Genomic DNA, 16,733 nt, shown 5'->3' on the forward strand with positions numbered 1-16,733 from the left:
AAGCAGTTCCGGCCTTATTGCATCTCCGTTGCGGTCGTCCACGACGGCGCCAAGCCCGTTGAGCTCCGATGCCCATGGTCGCAAGAGCGCCACGAATCTCCATCGAACGACACCATCACCCTTCGCCCGCGAGATCCAAAATTGGACACGCTGCTCCCACCCACGCTTCGCGTTCCTCGCCGACCCCGGTCGACCGGAGTTTCGATCCGCGTGCGTGCATTCTCGTCCGCAGCGTCCGCCGATTCCGTCGTTCGCACTTCCCGTAGCGCTTGCCGCCGAGGTAGCTTCCGCTGCTTCAGGCGGTCCCTGAGCATGGCTCAAGGACCGGAGATTCGCGTCCAGGCAGCCCGTCCGAGCGCATGTTGAGCCGCAGATTCCGAATCCTCAGCAGCCTCGGTTCCGACCTTCGAATCCTCGGAGGTGGACGGAGCGATGAGGTGGCCGTTCGAGGCGATCCCGCACGTCGAGCGAGCGGGGGTCCGAGTGGCCTGCCGTGTCGCTGATAGGGTGGGGTTCATCTGATGATTCGCGACTGGAGGAGCCCCCTTGCTGGTTCGATCGACCGCCCGCCGCCGCGCAACCGCGACCGCATCCGGCCACCGCGCCCGCGGCCTCGCCCCGGCCGGCTCCCCCGGCTCCACGACCTCGCGCCGAGCTCGGACGGCGCGATGACCGCATCACCCTACCGCCTCTTCTCGGTCACCGCGCTCGAGGTCACGCGGCCGACGCCGGGGTTCATCCGCGTCGTCTTCGGCGGCGAAGACCTCGAGCGGTTCGGCTTCGGCGGCCTCGATCAGCGGATCAAGATCATGCTGCCGAACTCCCGGGGCGAGATCCCCGAGATCGCGAACGGCGACGACTGGTACCGGTCCTGGGCGGCGCTCCCGGACGAGGTGCGGCCGCCCATGCGCACCTACACACCTCGCGATCTCGAGCGCCGGCCGGACGGCACGAGGATCTCCGTCGACTTCGCGCGGCACGATCGCGCCCCGGGTCCGGCGTCGGCCTGGGCGCTCTCCGCCGCTCCGGGCGATCGGATCGCCCTGCTCGGCCCCGACGCGGAGTTCGCCGGGCCCAACCGCGCCGTCGGCTGGATCCCTCCCGCCGGCGCCACGCGCTTCCTGATCGTCGGCGACGAGACGGCGATCCCCGCGATGGCCGGGATCATCGCCTCGCTCGGCGCGGCTGACCGAGCCCGCGTGATAGCCGAGGTGGCCCACGCGCGCGACGCCGAGCTGCTGGCGGCGGACGCCCTGCCGCACCGCGATCGCATCGACGTCGAGGTGCTTGAGCGCCGGGAGACCGATCCACCGGGACAGGCGATGGCCCGTGCCGTGCGGGAGCTCCGGGAGATCTTCCCGGGCGGGCCGCACATCCGGCACGGGGGCGGCCGCACGGGCCCGGACGCCGAGCTGCGCGATGTCGACGTCGATCGCGAGATCCTGTGGGAGGTTCCGGGGCTCGACGAGGCCACGGGCGCCCCGCTCGCTCAGGACGAGCGGCAGTCGCCGGGCTACGCCTGGCTGGCGGGGGAAGCGGGGGCGATCAAGACGATCCGGCGCCACCTCGTCGGCGACCGCGGCATCGACCGCCGGTCGGTCGCGTTCATGGGGTACTGGCGCACGGGGCGCGCGGAGAACTAGAATCTTGCGGCGCGGCCCGCCTCAGCGTCGGGACGAGCGCCGGCGCGTGCGCACCGAGAGTGCGGCGACGATCGAGGCGACCCGGGAGACGAGCGCCTCCAGAGGGCCTCGTCCGATCAGCAGCGCCCAGAGGGAGCCGCCCGCGATGATCCCGAGGGTCACTGGCCAGAACGGCTCGGTCGCGCGGAACCCTGATCCCGGGTCGAGGACCGTCGCCCCGGGGCGAGAGGACTCCGCGACGAACCACCAGATCCAGATCACGAGCTGCGCCGTATATGCGCTCAGCGGCATGGACCCCACGGCCCGCAGCGGCCAGAGCGGCCGGCGCAGGCCGGTCATCCCGAGCAGCACGCAGGCGCCGATCACCGCGATCGCGAAGCCTCCCGAGCCCACCATCTCGCCGACGCCGGTGGAGTGCGGGGCGTCCTGCAGCACCGCGAGCCACCACGACCGCGCGCTGTCGGCCCCGGCTGCCGAGGCGCGGTCTCCGATCGGTCCGATCGCGCCGTAGCCGATCACCGCCAGAACGACCCCCACGCCGATCAGGGCTGCGCTGCGGGCGGCGGTCGGCTGCTTGAGCAGGCGTCCGACCGCGATCCCCGCCGCGATGAAGGCCGCCCACGCCACGAACGGGTAATTCCACCCGAGGTTCAGGAAGAGCGACTCGGCGAGCCGGGGGTCTTCGACGGGGATCTCCGCGATCATCGCGACGAGATAGGGGCCGGCGACCGCGATGACGGCCGCGGTGAGCAGGAGCGCCGGCGTACGCAGGCGCAGCAGGAGTATGGCGACGAGGAACAGGATCCCGTAGGTCTGCAGAATCACGTAGACGGGCACGGTCCAGGCGACGAGCAGCGCCCCCACCGACCAGATCAGCGCAGCCCGCACCGCGATCCTCACGGAGGAGCGCCGCCGGGCCGAGGCCGAGTCGCGCGGCCGCGGATCCTCGGTCAGCGCCAGCGAGACGCCCGCCAGGGTCGCGAACAGGATCGATGGCCGCCCGTTCACGAGTCCGCTCCAGGTCGCAGGATCGGACCAAACGAGTTCTTCCTGATAGAGGAGGTGCGCGGCGAACATCCCGATCAGCGCGAGCGCGCGGGCGATGTCGAGCCCGGGCACGCGTCCCGGGGGTTCCAGCCGGGCGAGTCTGTCCCGGATGCTCTTGCGGGCCACATGCCGAGAGTACCGCCCCCGCCTCGGATCCCGCTCCAGCATCAGGAGGCTCGGGATCGTCCGCCCTCCGCGCATACATCTACAAGATGTAGATGTATGATCGTCGTTATGCTGACTGCTCCCTGGAACATCATCCTGACCGTCCTCTTCGCGTTCACCGGCCTCTACTGCGCGGTGCGCCTGTTCACCCATCGTCCGCGCGGGAAGAGCGGATGGGGCGCGGGCTTCGACTCGACGGTGATCCACGTCACCCACGCGGTGATGAGCGTCGCGATGATCGCCATGTGCTGGGTGATGGTGTTTCCCGATGCTCTCAACTGGGCTCAGATCATCCTGTTCAGCGCGCTCGCGCTGGCGCTCGTGCCGGGTCTCTGGAGGGCGCCGCTCGTCTCCCGTCGGGTCGATCTCGCCGGCCACATCTGGCTCGGCGCCGCGATGGTGTGGATGATCGCGGCGATGCCGCTGCTCATGGCCGGCATGGGCGGAAGCATGGCCGGCATGGGCGGAAGCATGGACGACGGCATGGGCGGAAGCATGGCCGGCATGGGCGAGGCGCAGGGCGACGCGATGATGATGGCGATGTCGACGCCCGCGTGGGTCGACGCCGTGAACGCGGTATTCGTGGCGGGCAGCCTGGCCTTGACGCTCTGGTGGCTGTACCGCGCGGTCACGATCCGCGGCCAGCGGCTGCACGAGCTCTGCCACAGCCTGATGGCGGTCGGGATGGCGGCGATGCTGGTGCTCATGAACGCGTAGCCGCCCGCCCTCGGCTCCAGAGCTTCGCGCGTCTACTCGGTGCGGCGGAAGTTCTGGAGCCGAAGGCTGTTGAACACCACGAGCACCGAGGAGAGCGCCATCGCGCCGGCCGCGATCAGGGGGTTCAAGAACCCGGCTGCGGCGATCGGGATCGCCGCGATGTTGTAGCCGAACGCCCAGCCGAGGTTCGCCCGGATCGTGCGGAGGGTTCGCCGCGACAGCTCGATCGCCTCCGGGATCACGGCGAGGTCCTCTCGCACGAGGATGATGTCGGCGGATTTGAGGGCGATGTCCGTGCCTGTCACGACCGCGAGGCCGAGATCCGAGGCCGCAAGAGCCACGGCGTCGTTGATCCCGTCGCCGACCATCGCCACGCGCTCCCCCCGCGCCTGCAGCGATCGGATCACATCGGCCTTCTCCGTCGGCATCACTTCGGCGTACACGGAGTCGATGCCGAGCTTGGCCGCGATCTCCTCAGCCGCGGGGCGGGAGTCGCCGGTGAGGAGCGCGGTCTTCAGCCCCTGCTTCTGCAGCGCCCGGACCGCGGCTCGGGCGCCCGGCTTGATCGTGTCCGTCAGCCCAAGCCTGCCGATGAGCCGTCCCGCGTGAGCGACGAACACCGGAGTCTCGGCCGCGCTGTCCGTCTCCCCCAGCGCGAGGAGCGTCCGCTCATCCGCCGGGATGCCCCGTTCCCGCATGAACGCGAGGTTGCCGACGAGCGCGGCCTCACCCGACACCGTGCCGGCGGCGCCCCGCCCGGGCACCGCTGAGAAGTCGCGCACGCGCTCGAGGTCGGCGACCCGCTGCGCCGCCGCTGCGAGGACGGCGCGGGCGATGATGTGCTCCGATCCCTGCTCCACGGAGGCGGCGACCCGCAGCAGCTCGTGCTCCGGCACGCCCGGCGCGGTCGCGATGCCGGTGACGGTCATCTCGCCCGTGGTGAGGGTGCCCGTCTTGTCGAGCACCGCGGTGGTGATCGTTCCGCTCGCCTCGAGGGCGTCCTGCCCCTTGACGAGGATCCCGAGGCTGGCGCCCCGGCCGATGCCGACCATGAGCGCGGTCGGGGTCGCGAGGCCCAGCGCGCAGGGACAGGCGATGATGAGCGTCGAGATCCCGATGCCGAACGCCTGCTCGAACGAGCTGCCGGCGAGCATCCACCCTGCGATGACGAGGATCGCGAGCACGATCACGGCGGGCACGAAGTAGCTCGTGACCCGGTCGACGAGGGTCTGCACGCGGGCCTTGCGGGCCTGAGCCTGCTCGGCGAGAGCCGCCATCTGGGCGAGCTGCGTGTGAGCACCGACCGAGGTCGCCCGCACCTCGAGGCGCCCGTTCGTGCTGATCGTGCCGCCGACCACCGCATCGCCGGCCCCGAGATCGGCGGGAAGCGGCTCGCCCGTGAGCATGCTCGCGTCGATCGCCGCGGATCCGTCGACGATGACGCCGTCGGCCGGCACGGTCTCACCGGGGAGCACGACGAACACCTCGCCGACGCTCAGCTGGGCCGCGGGAACGAGGTGCTCCGAGCCATCGCGCTGAACCCGGACGTGGGTCGCGGCGAGCTGGTTGAGGGCCCCGAGCACGTCACCGGCCTTGCGGCGGGAGCGGGTCTCGAAGTAGCGCCCGGCGAGCTGGAACGTGGTCATGCCGGCCGCGACGTCGAGGTAAATGGAGTTCGCACCCTCCGGGGTATCCCCGAAGCCGAGCCAGTACCCGCCCCCGCCTCCGCCGACGCCGAACAGCAGGGTCACGACCGCCCACCCGAAGGACGCCGCGATCCCGAGCGAGACCAGCGTGTCCATGCTGACGGTGCCGTGGCGCAGGTTGCGCAGGGTCGCCCGGTGGAAGGGCCAGGCCGCCCAGGTGACGATCGGGACGGCCAGCGCCACGCAGAGCAGTTCCCAGCCGGGGAAGCGCCAGGCGGGCACGAGGGCGAGCAGGATCGTGAGGTCCATGATCGGAACGGTCAGGATCGCCGCGAGCAGCAGCCGTCTCCGCAGAGAGGTGATCCGGACCTCGGTGGCGCGCTTGGACCAGGCGTCGTCGGCGTCGTCGTGGACCCGTGCCCCGTACCCGGCCTTCTCGATCCGCTGCAGCGCCTCCGCCGCCCGGTCGGCTTCGAGACCGGTGACGATGGCGCGCTCGGTCGCGTAGTTCACGCTCGCGGTGACGCCGTCGATCTTGTTGAGCGCGCGCTCCACGCGGCCGGCGCAGGCGGCGCAGGTCATCCCCGAGACGTCGAGCTGCAGAGGCTCGACGAGATCATGCGCGACGGTCATTTCTGGGTCTCCTCCTGGGGGTGCGGTTGCGCTCGTGCGGGCCCGGGACCCGGCTTCCGGCTCGCGAGCTTCTCGAGCATGCGGTTGTAGTCGGCGAACTCCTCGTCGCGGCCGGAGTCCATGTGCCGATCCTTGCGCCGCGCCTCCTTCGCGTCCTGCCGCGACCACTGGATGCCGAGCACGATGATCACGAGCAGCAGCGGGAGCTCGCCACCGGCCCAGGCGACTCCGCCGCCGAGATACTGTGAGGCCTGGAGGTCGGCCCAGGGCAGTCCGAGGTAGAGGTAGAAGTTCTCGGCGATGATCCGGCCTCCTGACATCAGGATCACGCCGAAGAACGCGTGGAACGGCATCGCCGCCAGCACGAAGCCGAGCTTGCCGATGTGCGGCAGCGGCCGCGGCGGGCGGTCCACGCCGATCACGAGGCTGTAGAACAGGTAGCCCGCGATGACGAAGTGGACGTTCATGAGCTGATGCGCCCAGTGGAAGCGCATCGCCACCCCGAACAGGCCCGAGAAGTACAGGCCGTAGTAGGAACCCACGAACAGGGCGAAGACGATCAGCGGGTTGTAGACGAACCGCAGCGCCTTCCAGTGCAGCACCCAGGTGATCCAGTCGTGCAGGCCGGCGGGGCGGCCCGGGTCCGATCGGGTGGCCCGGAGCAGCAGCGTTATCACGCCGCCCATCACGAGCAGGATCGGGGCGAGCATGTTCAGGCTCATATGCACGATCATGTGCGTGCCGAAATCGGGCGCCGAGTACTTGCCGAACCCGGAGCTCGTGGCGAACACCACCACGAACCAGCCCGCGATCCACGACACTGTGCGTCCGACCGGCCACCGGTCTCCGCGCGAGCGCAGCGTCCGCACGGCCCAGAGATAGACGAGCACCGCGGTGACGGAGATCACGATGAAGAGGATGTTCGGGCGCCAGTTCGTGAACCACACGAGCATGGACGGCGGCGCCTCGACGTCGAACCCCATGAACACCTGCGAGATGCTCGTCGGCACGAAGTAGTTCGGGGGCGGGACCCGGGTCATCGCTGCGGTCACACCGACCCAGCCGCCGATCGCGACCGTCGCGACCGCGAGGGACCGGGCCGCCGCGCTCCGCCGGATCGGCCCGCCCTGCGCGCGCCTCCAGATGACGAGCGCGGGCACGAGGATCGCCAGACACGCCCAGCGCGCGACGATCTGCCATCCCGTGACCGAGTCGAGCAGAGCCGATCCGGCGAGCTTGAACCAGGCCAGCAGGAGGTCTGAGGCGACGATCACCGCGAGCCCCACGGCGGCGAATCGGAAGAACCGCGTCGAGATCTCCGGCGCCAGCGTCCGGCCCGCCGCGGCCCGCATCGCGATGACCAGGACGGTGCCGAAGACGGCATTCGCGAGGAGCGTCTGGTAGGCGCCGGCGTCGCTTCCGAAGTCGTGATTCGGGCCGACGAGGATCTGCCCGACGACGACCGGAGCGAGCACCCCGAAGAGCGACGCCCACAGCGGGATCAAGAGTCCCGTCCAGCGCGTCGCGAACATGCTGGCGAAGAAGGTCACCATGGCGGCGAGCATCGACACAGTCCAGGCGCGCGGGAACGAGCCCGACTCGTACAGGAACGACAGTGCGCCGGGCTCGCCCACGCGCAGGAACGGGAAGCCGTTGCTGTCGAACATCTCGAGCAGCACCATCGAGGCCGACACCGTCGCCCACGCCCCGGAGGCGAAGCGCAGTACCGCGAGTTCGAGGTCCACCCCGATCTGGAGAGCGTCCCTCCCCCTCGCGTCGCGGAAGAACAGCAGGGAGAGCAGCGCGCCGAAGGCCACCATCGAGGCGAGGTCGCCGAGTCCCTGCCCGAGCGCGGTCAGCACGGCGACGTCCATACCCGGGAAGCCCGTCTGGAGCTTCTCGTAGGGCGTCGAGCCGGATTGCACCGTGAGCACGATCGGGGGGACGACCACCAGTGCCAGCGTCAGCGCGGCGATGGCGGACGCCGGTCCCCACCGCAGCGCAGACCGCTCCCCGTGCTCAGTATTCGCTTCCATCGCCCCTCGATCCTCGGCCGGCATACTCGTACAAGGCTACAAGATGTAGACCCCGGGGACCTGGGTGCAGCACCCTGGTCCGAGAGTGTCAGTTCAGGCGCGATGCGAGCCGCAGGCCCTGCGGCAGCCGGCGCCGAGAGGCCGCGGGCCATCGCTTCCGGGCGAGCCTCTGGGCTCGCAGCCGCATGGCCACGTCCTGCGTCTCCTCGGCCAGCACGACGAGCGCGTTCGCGAGGTGCGCGGCGCCCACCTGCCTCGCGGCCGCGTCATCGGCCGCGAGTTCGATCTGCAGCCTCGTGACCCGCTCGAGCGAGACACCCGCGCGCGTTCCCGGCAGGCAGAGCGCGTTGAGCTGGGCGATGCGCAGCGCCAGCCCGTGAAGATGCCGGAGGTGCGCGAACTCGTGCGCAAGGACCGCCTGAAGCTGAGGCTTCGTCAGCAGCCGCTCCATCGCCGAGGAGACGAAGATCTCGGGTCGGCGACCCGGGACGGCGTAGGCCTCCGGGACTTCTGAGCGGAAGCGGACGAGTGTGAAACCGATCCGCTCCTCACGGGCATAGGCGATCGCCTCGAAGGGCGAGCGCGGATCGGGGCGGAGCGGCTGCAGCGACTCAGCGAAGGTGACGATCACCGCGATGGCGGCACCGAGAACGCCGAGAGCGATCCATCCCGCCGCGGTGATCAGCACGCCGTCCGCACGCGGTTCCGCGACCGTCGAGGACACCGCGGCCGCGACGCTCAGGGAGAGGCCCGCAATGGCGAGCGCCACGCCAGCGGCGAACGATCCGAACCAGGCCGTCAGCGCGACCCTCGGATGCAGCAGCTGCCAGTTTCCCAGCGTCAGCAACCGCGGACACAGCAGGGCGAGCAGCAGCGCCGCGCCGACCAGGCTCAGGGCGAGTATCAGCACGTCGGGCTACCGGGAGTGGTCGGAGGATCCGAAGGCGTCCATGAGCGCCGCGACGTCGTCATCCGCCAGATTTCCGGCGAACGCCAGGAGCGCCGCGCGCCGATCGGAGGCGCGCTCCAGCGCCGAGGTCATCGTCTCGCTGGCCTCTTCCTCGCTGGAGCGCACCGGGCGGAAACTGACCTTCCGAGGAGAGTCGCCGACCCGCTCGACCCGGCCCTTCGCCTCGAGCCTGGTGAGCGTGGTCATCAGCGTGGTGTACGCGGGGATCGGCTCGCTGAACGACGCCCTCAGTTCGCGCGCGCTCACCGGCCGATCCCGTTCGCGCAGGCGACGCATGACCTCGCCCTCGAGCCCGCCCCACTCGCGCTTGCGCACACCCGGCATCTTGAACCTCCTGACCCGATTCTACCCGATGCCGAACGCGTCAGCTCCTGGCGCCGACCGGCTCGCGCCGAGGCTCGCCGACCGGCCCGGCGAAGGCGCGAGCCGCAGCCGGCCGCCGCGTGGCGCGCACGCCGTTGAGGATCACGAGCACCTCTGCGATCTCGTGCACGAGGACGACCCCGGCGAGGCCGATCACGCCCAGCAGGGACAGGGGCAACAGGACCACGATGATCGCGAGTGCGAGCCCGATGTTCCACGTCATGATGCGACGCCCCCGGCGCGCGTGCGCGAGCGCGCCGGGAATGAGCCGCAGGTCGTGGCCGGTGAAGGCCACGTCCGCCGACTCGATCGCCGCGGCCGAGCCCTTCGCCCCCATCGCGATGCCGACCGACGCGGTGGCGAGGGCGGGCGCATCGTTGATGCCGTCGCCGACCATCGCGGTCGGCGCATCAGCGTTCAGGGCGTCGATAGCGGCGGCCTTGTCCGCCGGCAGCTGCTCGGCGCGCACGTCGCCGATGCCGGCCTCGGCCGCGAGCGCGCGCGCCGTGCGGTCGTTGTCGCCGGTGAGCATCACGGTGCGGATGCCCATGTCGGACAGCATGCGGATGGTCTCCGCCGACTCGGCGCGGAGCTCGTCGCGCACGCCGATCAGGCCCGCCAGCTCTCCGTCGGCCTCGACCACCACGACGGTCATACCCCGCCCGGCCATCGTCTCGGCGGCCTCGGAGTGCTCGGCGGGAGAGATCCAGCGGGTGTTGCCGACGCGGACCCTCGCCTCGCCGATGCGGCCCACGATACCGTGGCCGGCCTCCTCCTCGACGTCGCTGCCGGCCGCGGTGCCCGGTGCGGCCGCGAGGATCGCGGCGGCCAGCGGGTGGGTGCTCGTGGCCTCGAGTGCGGCGGCATACGCGAGCACCTGCTCGCGGGTGAAGGCTGAGGCCGCGAACACCTCCACGACCTGCGGCTCGTTGCGGGTCAGGGTACCGGTCTTGTCGAGGGCGACCGTGCGGATCGCGCCGAGCTGCTCGAATGCCTGCCCCGACTTGATGACGACGCCGAACTTCGAGGCCGACCCGATCGCGCTGATCACCGTGACCGGAACCGCGATCGCCAGGGCGCACGGCGAGGCGGCGACGAGCACCACCAGGGCTCGCTCGAGCCAGGTCGCCGGGTCGCCCACCAGGAAGCCGAAGAGGGCCACGAGCCCCGCCAGCACGAGCACGGACGGCACGAGCGGCTTCGCGATGCGGTCGGCCATTCGCGCTCGCTCGCCCTTGCGGGCATGGGCCTGTTCCACGAGAGCCACGATCTGCGTGAGCGAGTTGTCCCGCCCGTCGGCCGTCGCCTCGACTCTGAGCGTTCCTGACCCGTTCACCGCGCCCGCGAGCACCTCTTCGCCCGGGCCGACGGCCACCGGAATCGACTCGCCCGTCACCGCCGAGGTATCGAGGCTAGAGCGCCCCTCGACGACGACCCCGTCGGTCGCGATCCGCTCGCCGGCACCGATCACCAGGATGTCCAGTTCGCGGATCTCGGAGACGGGAATCGTCTCCTCCCCGCGCAGCCTCGACACGCGGGCGGTGTCGGGGATCAGCGACAGGAGGGCGCGCAGGCCCTCCTTCGCGCGGTCCATCGCTCGATCCTCCAGCGTCTCCGCCAGGGAGAAGAGGAACGCCAGCATCGCGGCCTCGCCCACGCGCCCGAGCAGCACCGCGCCGACGGCCGCAATCGTCATCAGCAGGCCCACGCCGAGGCGTCCTCGGATCAGGCGGCGCACCGTACTCGGAACGAAGGTGTAGGCGCCCGCGAGCAGCGCGATCCACTGGAAGACCAGCGCCGCGACACCCTGTCCGCCCCAGTCCAGACCGTAGCCGACCGCCACGGTGAGGCCCGAGATCGCCGACGGGAGTAGCGCGAAGTCCCGCCACCAGGGGGGACGCACGGCGTGATCGTCTGCGGATTCAGCCTTGCCGCCGAACATCGGGGGCAGCTCCGGACCGCAGCACGCATCTCCCTCGTCGACCGGCGGCGCGACCGCCCGGGTGGGCTGAGGCGGATCCGCCTGCCTCCTCGTCTTCGGCTCCTCGGGGCCGCAGCACTCCTCGCTCATTCGCCATCCTCCATCATCGTTTCCGTTATCGGTGCCCCGCCGCCGCATCCGGTCGTAGCGCAGTCTGGATCCGGGCAGACCTCGTTCTCGTCGACGGCGAGCGTCACGTCGACCACTGCGCGGAGCGCGGCGACTCGGGGAGCGAGAGCAGGATCCGCGACCGAGTCGGGTCGGTCATCTCCCGCCCCAGCCGGTTCATCGCATCCGCTCGAGCCATTATGGTCAGCACCTGATGACCATACATCAGCTGCTGACCATATAGCAAGCACTTTGCGGCCGCGCCTTCGCCGAGATCGTCTCGAACGCGGGCGTCACGCGCCGGTGAACACGAGCCACAGCAGCACGGCATTGAGTGCGACGAGAAACACCGACGCCACGATCCCGGCGATCGTCGTCGCAAGGCGGTTGCGGAACGGACCGAGAACCTCGGCGTTCGCGCTGAGGGCGACCAGCGGAATCAGAGCGAACGGGATGCCGAACGACAGCACCACCTGGCTCAGCACCAGAGCGAGCGTCGGATCGAAGCCCAAGGCCAGAATCGCGAGCGCCGGGAGGAGCGTGACGAGCCGACGCGCGAGCAGCGGAACCCGCACCCGCAGCAGACCGCGCATGATCTCCGCGCCCGCATAGGCGCCGACGGACGCGCTGGCGAGGCCGCTGGCGAGGAGTCCCACGGCGAAGAGCGTGGCCACCGTGGGGCCGATGCCATCGCGTAGCGCGGTGTACGCGCCCTCGAGCGTATCGGTGCCGGGCACGCCGCTGAGATTGGTCGCGGCGAGCAGCAGGATGCTGAGGTTGATCGTGCCCGCGATCAGCATCGCGACCGTGACGTCCCAGCGTGTCGCGCGAAGCAGGCGCCGCGTCGAGATGCCTCGGGCATGCTCGAGCGGGGCTTGCGGAGATCCGGTGCCCGCCGCCGGACTCGTCCTCGCAGCGAACCGGTCCCGCGCCAGTGCGCTGTGCGCGTATATGGCGTGGGGCATGATCGTGGCGCCCAGAATCGACGTGGCGAGCAGCACGGAACCGGTGTCCGCGAATCGCGGCAGGAGCCCGCCCGCGACATCCCGCGGTTCGGGCGGGCCGAGGAACGTGCCGTAGGTGAACCCGAGCGCGATGACCACGATCAGGCCGATGATGACGAACTCGAACGGCTTCGCGCCGCCCCGGGACTGGACGACGAGGAGCGCGATCGAGACCGCCCCCGTGATGAGCCCGCCCCAGAGCAGGGGAACGCCGAAGAGCAGGTACAGCGCGACTGCGCCGCCGATGACCTCGGCGACATCGGTCGCCATCGCGACGAGTTCGGCCTGCACCCAGTAGGCCCGGCGGGCCCAGGGTCTGCGGATGCGGTCACCCAGGGTCTCGGGCAGACTGCGCCCGGTGACGACGCCGAGCTTGGCGGAGAGGTACTGGATGAGCCACGCCAGAACGTTCCCGAGCACGACGACCCAGACGAGCAGGTACCCGTACTGGGCGCCGGCGGTCATGTTGCTGGCGACGTTCCCCGGATCGAGGTAGGCCACACCGGCCACGAGCGCGGGCCCGATCAGCCAGGACACGCCGCGCGCGGAGCGGGTACCCCCGCTTGATGGATGAGTGGAAGAAGAGTTCGTCATGTCGAACTATTATGCACGACAGCACGAACTTATATATGCGCCACTCCCCGCTTTCGAGAAACGTCGGCCCGGGTCGGTCTACGGCCGGGTTCGTCGCTGCCTGATGAGCGCTCCGGCGACCAGGAAGACGGTGGCCGCCAGCGGCTGGGCGATCATCCAGATGAGCCCGCTGAACGGAAGCGGGAGCACCGGGTTCCACAGCACCGCGATCGCGATGAAGACCGGCAGCCACCACCACTGGCGCGCCTGCACCGCGAACCACGTCACGATCAGCGCCAGGATCGCGACCAGGAACTGGACGATGGTGAACCAGGCGGTCCCGACCAGGGCGGCGGCGAGCATCAGGATCGCCGCCGCGATCAGCCCGGGCAGCAGCGCGTTCCGCTGGTAGGCGGACGCATCGGACGACGCCCTCATCGTCGCCGGACCCCCGCGTCCTCGGAAGCGGGGCCGTTCGAACCGGCGCCGGGCCCGGAGGACGGCGAACGGCGCCGAGCCTCTCCGGAGGAGACGCGCCAGACCGCGATGAGATAAAGGACCACTCCCCCGGCGATCGCGACATCCGCGAGGTTGCCGATGAACAGTTCACCGTACGCGAGCATGTCGGTCACCGCGCCGCGGCCGAGGCCCGGCGGCGCGATCATCCGATCGGCCAGGTTGCCGAGCGCCCCGCCGAGGATCATCCCGATCGCGACCGCCTTCACCGGGTGCCGCACTCGCGCCGCCGCGCCGATGAGGAACACGGACGCCGCGACCCCGAGCAGTGTGATGAGCGGCGTGAGCTGGGAGCCGAGCGAGAACGCGGCTCCGGTGTTGAAGGCGAGCTGGAGGCCGAGGAGGTCCCCGATGAGCGGGATCCGGGAGTCGGTCTCGAGAAACGCCAGTGCGAGCTGCTTGCTCACCTGGTCCACGACGAGCGCCAGGGCGGCGACGGCGCAGCTGAGGACGAGCAGCATCCTCCTCGCGGGCGGACGGCCTCGTGGTGCTGTTCCGCTAAGGGCGCCAGGTGCCCGGTGGTCTTCCTGCGGTGTTTCCTCGATCATGACTCTTCCTGGAGTGGTTCCGGATCCGCCTGAGCTTTCCGGGCCGATGAGCGGATGGGCTGAGCGGGATCGCTCCGCCGTGCCCGTCGCCGCAAGATGCCGGCGGCGAGCAGACCGCCCAGCGCGGCGACGGGAATGAGTATCGCGAGCACCGGGCCGACCAGCACTGCGGGTGTGAGGCCGGTGCGGAGCGGCACCGTGGTGACCGCGGCCGCCTGCCGGTCCGCCGCAGCGCCCTCGATGACGGACCCGTCAGGGGCGATGACCTGGCTGGTGCCCACGGTCGAGACGTTGACGACCGCGCGGCCGGTCTCGATGGCGCGCATGCGCGCGAACTCGAGCTGCTGAAGATTCTCGTCGGTGCCCCGGAAGTCGGCGTTGTTCGTCTGGAACGCGTAGAACTGCGCCCCGGCTTTCGCGCCGTCCCAGATGACCGTGTCGTAGATGACGTCGAAGCAGATCGCGAGTCCGACTCCGATCCCGCCGACGGTCATGAACGGCGGGTTGGTGCCCGGCGTGTACTCCCTCTGAATCAGATTGATCAGGTCGGGGACGATCTTCTCGTAGAACCAGCGATCCGGCACGTACTCGCCGAAGGGCACCGGGTTCACCTTGTCGTGCAACTGCGTCGCGCCGCCGCCCTCCCACAGCATCGAGGTGTTGAAGACGTCCTGACCACGCGCCGTGGCGGCGTTCATGAGGAGCGGGGCCCCCACGCTCGCGACGAGCGCGTCGAGCCACCGCGCTGTCGCCTGATTCGCCAGGGGGTCCGAGTCGACGCCGCCCTCCGGCCACACCAGCAGATCCATGCGCTTGCCCGACAGCGGCTCGGTGGCCTCGCTCTGGGCCGCGAGCACGTCGCCCGGGCCGCGGTCGTCGAAATAGCCCGCCGGCCCGTCGCCCTGCACCCAACCGACTCGGAGCGACCCGGCATCCGTGGTGGGGAAGGCGGGCACCGACAGCAGCGCGGCGATCACCGCGGCGGTGATCAGCCCGGTCGGCGACCGAAGGGAGGCCGCCCGGGCCCACTGCACGAGCGCAGCGCACAGGCAGACGATCAAGAATGTGAGCCCCGACACGCCCACCCAGGAGGCGGCTTCTGCGAACGGTCCGTTTGCCTGCGACATCCCGATGCGCGCCCACGGGAAGCCGCTGTACGGCCAGGATCCCATCGCCAGCTCGCGAGTGGTCCACAGGCCCGCGACGAGCGCCGGGATCAGGAGCGCGCGCACCGTCCGGGAACGGCTCCGGCTCGTCCACCGGTACGCCAGCGCGATCGGGATCGCGCCCGCGGCGAACAGCAGGGCCTCGAGACCCGCGAGCGCGACCCACGGGAGCGCGCCGAGGAACTGCACGACCCAGATGAGATGCGTGAAGTAGAACGTCGCACCGTAGGCCAGCCCGGTCAGGAACGCTCCCCCGGCGCTTCGCCCCACCAGCGTCCACAGCGCACCGGCGATGCTCACGAATGCGAGCGGCCACCATCCCGTGCTCGGGAACGCGAGATCGAGCAGCAGACCCGAGACGGCGGCGATCGGCAGGGCGGCGTACCACGGCAGCCGGCGCGGGCGCTCCGGCTCGACCGGGCGCGCCTTCCGCCGTCCGAACCGCGACCTTCGCATGGATCTCCGTCCGTCTCGGATCGCCTGCGGCCCCTCGTGCAGCGGCGCGGTCTCGACAGCGGCCACTACGGGCTCCTCTCGTGTCGGTGATGATGCGGCGACCGGGGAGGACGCCGCCGGTCTGCGCTCAGGTCAGGCCGGAGTAGGCGTGGAGGCCTTTGAAGAAGAGGTTCACGATGGTGAAGTTGAAGAGCACCGCCGCGAAGCCGATCAGCGACAGCCACCCCGATCGCGCCCCGCGCCAGCCCCGGGTGGCACGGGCGTGGATGTATCCGGCGTAGAGCACCCAGATCACGAAGGTCCATACCTCCTTCGTGTCGAAGCCCCAGTAGCGACCCCAGGATTCGTTCGCCCAGATCGCCCCGGCGATGAGAGTGAACGTCCAGAAGATGAATCCGAGGATCGCGAAACGGTAGGCGAGTGCTTCGAGCGACTCGGCGGAGGGCAGGGTCCGGAGGTAGCCCCGGCCGAGGCCATCCTCGCCGATGCCCTCGGCCTTCCGCCTTTCGCGCCGGGCCTGCATGAGCTGCATGGTGGAGAGTCCCGCTGCGATGGCGAACAGCGCCGTCGCAAGCGATGCGACGAACACGTGGACGATGAGCCAGACGCTCTTCAGGGGGTCCATCAGGGGCGTGACCACCACGAAGAACGAGATCGTCGAGCCGCCGAGGAACAGCACCACCATGCCGACGATGAACACGCCGAGGAATCGGAGATCGTACCAGCGCAGCGACGCCAGGTAGACGGCGACGATCAGCAGGGTGCCGGTGAGAGCGAACTCGTACATGTTCGCCCACGGAACCCGCTCCGCCGCGATTCCGCGAGTGATCGTACCGGCCAGATGCAGGATGAAGCCCAGTCCGGTGAACGCGATGCCGAGGCGGGCCCAGAGGCGCCGCGACCGCTGCGCGGGCGGGACCCCCAGCGTCGGCTCGTGTGCATCTTCGACAGGCGGCGGCACGGTCGCGCCCCCGGCGCCGACGAGTGCGGGCTCGCGCTGTTTGGCGGTCGCGAGCGCGCGCTGCTTGGCGGGGGCGAGCGACGCGCGTTGCGAGAGATCGTACGCGAACGCGAGGAACGCGAGCACGTAGACGGTGATGGCCGACCAGACGGAGAGCACCGAGAATTCGTCGAGCGTGGTCTGCAGTTCGAGGTTCATAG

13 protein-coding genes and 1 pseudogene are annotated in these 16,733 nt (G+C 70.3%); 2 read left to right on the plus strand and 12 right to left on the minus strand.

Features of this window, described 5'->3' with window-relative positions; all coding sequences use genetic code 11:
* The first annotated feature begins 668 nt into the window (after nt 1–668).
* Nucleotides 669–1,643, plus strand: a complete 975-nt coding sequence (locus D1J51_RS06340; protein WP_119074350.1) for a siderophore-interacting protein — start codon at nt 669–671, stop codon at nt 1,641–1,643.
* 21 nt (nt 1,644–1,664) lie between these two features.
* On the opposite strand, the gene D1J51_RS06345 is transcribed toward D1J51_RS06340, so the two are convergent.
* Nucleotides 1,665–2,816, minus strand: coding sequence for a heparan-alpha-glucosaminide N-acetyltransferase domain-containing protein (locus tag D1J51_RS06345; protein ID WP_162903696.1), 1,152 nt, complete (start codon nt 2,814–2,816; stop codon nt 1,665–1,667).
* Between the two features lie 108 nt (nt 2,817–2,924).
* Here D1J51_RS06345 and D1J51_RS06350 point away from each other — a divergent pair, with 108 nt between their 5' ends.
* Nucleotides 2,925–3,572: a DUF5134 domain-containing protein gene (locus D1J51_RS06350; protein ID WP_119074489.1), complete on the plus strand. Its 648-nt coding sequence runs from the start codon at nt 2,925–2,927 to the stop codon at nt 3,570–3,572.
* 32 nt (nt 3,573–3,604) lie between these two features.
* On the opposite strand, the gene D1J51_RS06355 is transcribed toward D1J51_RS06350, so the two are convergent.
* The 11 genes and pseudogenes from D1J51_RS06355 to ccsB form a co-directional block, all read right to left on the minus strand.
* Nucleotides 3,605–5,851 carry a heavy metal translocating P-type ATPase gene (locus D1J51_RS06355; protein WP_119074352.1) on the minus strand — a complete coding sequence of 749 codons (2,247 nt, stop codon included), beginning with the start codon at nt 5,849–5,851 and terminating at the stop codon, nt 3,605–3,607.
* Nucleotides 5,848–7,887: a bifunctional copper resistance protein CopD/cytochrome c oxidase assembly protein gene (locus tag D1J51_RS06360; protein WP_119074353.1), complete on the minus strand. Its 2,040-nt coding sequence runs from the start codon at nt 7,885–7,887 to the stop codon at nt 5,848–5,850. The genes D1J51_RS06355 and D1J51_RS06360 overlap by 4 nt, the downstream gene beginning before the upstream one ends.
* An 88-nt stretch (nt 7,888–7,975) precedes the next feature.
* Entirely contained in the window at nt 7,976–8,797 is an 822-nt protein-coding gene (locus D1J51_RS06365) for a M56 family metallopeptidase (protein ID WP_119074354.1), read from the minus strand.
* Between the two features lie 6 nt (nt 8,798–8,803).
* Nucleotides 8,804–9,181: a BlaI/MecI/CopY family transcriptional regulator gene (locus D1J51_RS06370; RefSeq protein ID WP_119074355.1), complete on the minus strand. Its 378-nt coding sequence runs from the start codon at nt 9,179–9,181 to the stop codon at nt 8,804–8,806.
* Between the two features lie 40 nt (nt 9,182–9,221).
* On the minus strand, nt 9,222–11,162 hold the full coding sequence (locus D1J51_RS06375) for a heavy metal translocating P-type ATPase (RefSeq protein WP_119074490.1): 1,941 nt from the start codon (nt 11,160–11,162) through the stop codon (nt 9,222–9,224).
* Between the two features lie 125 nt (nt 11,163–11,287).
* Nucleotides 11,288–11,520, minus strand: a pseudogene (locus D1J51_RS06380) (hypothetical protein).
* A gap of 82 nt (nt 11,521–11,602) precedes the next feature.
* Nucleotides 11,603–12,907: an Nramp family divalent metal transporter gene (locus tag D1J51_RS06385; protein WP_119074356.1), complete on the minus strand. Its 1,305-nt coding sequence runs from the start codon at nt 12,905–12,907 to the stop codon at nt 11,603–11,605.
* 78 nt (nt 12,908–12,985) lie between these two features.
* Entirely contained in the window at nt 12,986–13,324 is a 339-nt protein-coding gene (locus tag D1J51_RS06390) for a DUF6804 family protein (RefSeq protein ID WP_119074357.1), read from the minus strand.
* Nucleotides 13,321–13,863: a signal peptidase II gene (locus tag D1J51_RS06395; RefSeq protein ID WP_240422977.1), complete on the minus strand. Its 543-nt coding sequence runs from the start codon at nt 13,861–13,863 to the stop codon at nt 13,321–13,323. Before D1J51_RS06395 ends, D1J51_RS06390 begins: the two co-directional genes overlap by 4 nt.
* An 83-nt stretch (nt 13,864–13,946) precedes the next feature.
* Nucleotides 13,947–15,572: an apolipoprotein N-acyltransferase gene (lnt, locus tag D1J51_RS06400; protein ID WP_119074491.1), complete on the minus strand. Its 1,626-nt coding sequence runs from the start codon at nt 15,570–15,572 to the stop codon at nt 13,947–13,949.
* Between the two features lie 127 nt (nt 15,573–15,699).
* Nucleotides 15,700–16,731, minus strand: coding sequence for a c-type cytochrome biogenesis protein CcsB (gene ccsB, locus D1J51_RS06405; RefSeq protein ID WP_119074359.1), 1,032 nt, complete (start codon nt 16,729–16,731; stop codon nt 15,700–15,702).
* Between the last annotated feature and the right edge of the window lie 2 nt (nt 16,732–16,733).

It is taken from the genome of Leucobacter sp. wl10 (genome assembly GCF_003569785.1).
GTDB lineage: Bacteria > Actinomycetota > Actinomycetes > Actinomycetales > Microbacteriaceae > Leucobacter.